The 1,524-nt window shown below is 72.1% G+C and carries 1 protein-coding gene; it reads left to right on the top strand.

What is annotated here, in order from left to right; translation table 11 throughout:
• Positions 1-1,524: non-ribosomal peptide synthetase (locus tag ACMGEZ_RS29630; RefSeq protein ID WP_436825851.1), on the top strand; the 1,524-nt coding region annotated here is incomplete at both ends.

Genomic DNA, 1,524 nt, shown 5'->3' on the forward strand with positions numbered 1-1,524 from the left:
CAGCTGGTCGAGGCCCTGCAGCCCGAGCGCAGCCTGGGCAGCAGCCCGCTGTTCCAGGTGCTGTTCAACCACCAGCGAGGGCAGCAGGACGGCATCCTCGCCCGGTTGCCGGGACTGCTGCTGGAGGAGTACCCCCTGGAGGACGCCGCCGCGCAGTTCGAGCTCGCCCTCAACACGCATGAGGACGAGCACGGCCGGCTGCAGCTCGCCTGGCGCTACGCGGCCGGACTGTTCGCGGCGCGGACCATCGAGCGCATGACGCGCCACTATGTGGCGGTGCTGGACGCGCTGGCCTATCGCCCGCAGCAGGCGGTCGGCGACGTGGCCCTGCTGGACGATGCCGAGCGGGCGCAATTGCGCCGATGGGGCACGAACCCCCAGTGCCACCTCGATGCCGCACTGGTGCATCGGATGATCGAGCGGCAGGCGCAGCGCACGCCCGATGCCACGGCCCTGGTCTTCGGCGATGAGCAGCTGAGCTACGCCGAGCTCGACCTGCGCGCCAACCGGTTGGCGCACCGGCTCATCGCCCTGGGGGTGAAGCCAGAGACGCGCGTGGGCATCGCGGTGGAGCGCTCGCCGGCGATGGTGGTGGGGCTGCTGGCGATCCTGAAGGCCGGGGGTGCCTATGTGCCGCTGGACCCGGACTACCCGGCCGAGCGGCTTGCCTACATGGTGGACGACAGCGGCATCGAACTGGTGCTCACGCAAGGCCATCTGCGCGGAGGCCTTCCGGGCGTCGGGGCACTGCAGGTGCTGGCGCTCGATGCGACGGACCTGGAGGGGGAGCCTGCACACGCCCCCCGGGTGGCGCTGCACGGCGAGCACCCGGCCTATGTGATCTACACCTCCGGATCGACCGGACGGCCCAAGGGCGTGATCGTGCGCCATCTCGCGCTGAGCCATTTCCTGTGCAGCATGCGTGCCGAGCCGGGCATCGGGCCAAAGGATGTGCTGGTCGCCGTGACCTCGCTGTCCTTCGACATCGCGGCGCTGGAGCTTTACCTGCCGCTGCTGTGCGGCGCGCGGATCGTGCTGGCTTCGCGCGAGACCGCGCGCGACGGCCGGGCGCTGGGGCAGTTGCTGGAGGAGAGCGGCGCCACGCTGCTGCAGTCCACGCCGGCAGGGTGGCGCCTGTTGCGCGCCGGTGGATGGAAGGCGCCCGCGACCGGCCGCTTCAAGGGCCTGTGCGGCGGAGAGGCGCTGCAGCCCGACCTGGCCGAGGACCTGCGCGCGCAGGGTGTCGAGCTCTGGAACATGTACGGGCCCACCGAGACCACGATCTGGTCGACGGCACAGCGGGTGCAGGCGGCGCCCGGCATCGGCGGGCCGATCGCCGCCACCCGGCTCCATGTGCTGGACGCCGGGCTCGATCCCGTGCCGCAGGGCGTGCCGGGCGAGCTGTACCTGGGCGGCGTGGGCCTGGCGCGCGGCTACCTGGGGCGCTCGGGGCTGACGGCCGAGCGCTTCGTGGCCGACCCGTTCGACAGCGAAGGCGCACGGCTTTACCGCACCGGCGACCTG

Source organism: Variovorax stachyos (genome assembly GCF_051400855.1).
In the GTDB taxonomy this organism is placed as follows: Bacteria; Pseudomonadota; Gammaproteobacteria; order Burkholderiales; family Burkholderiaceae_C; genus Variovorax.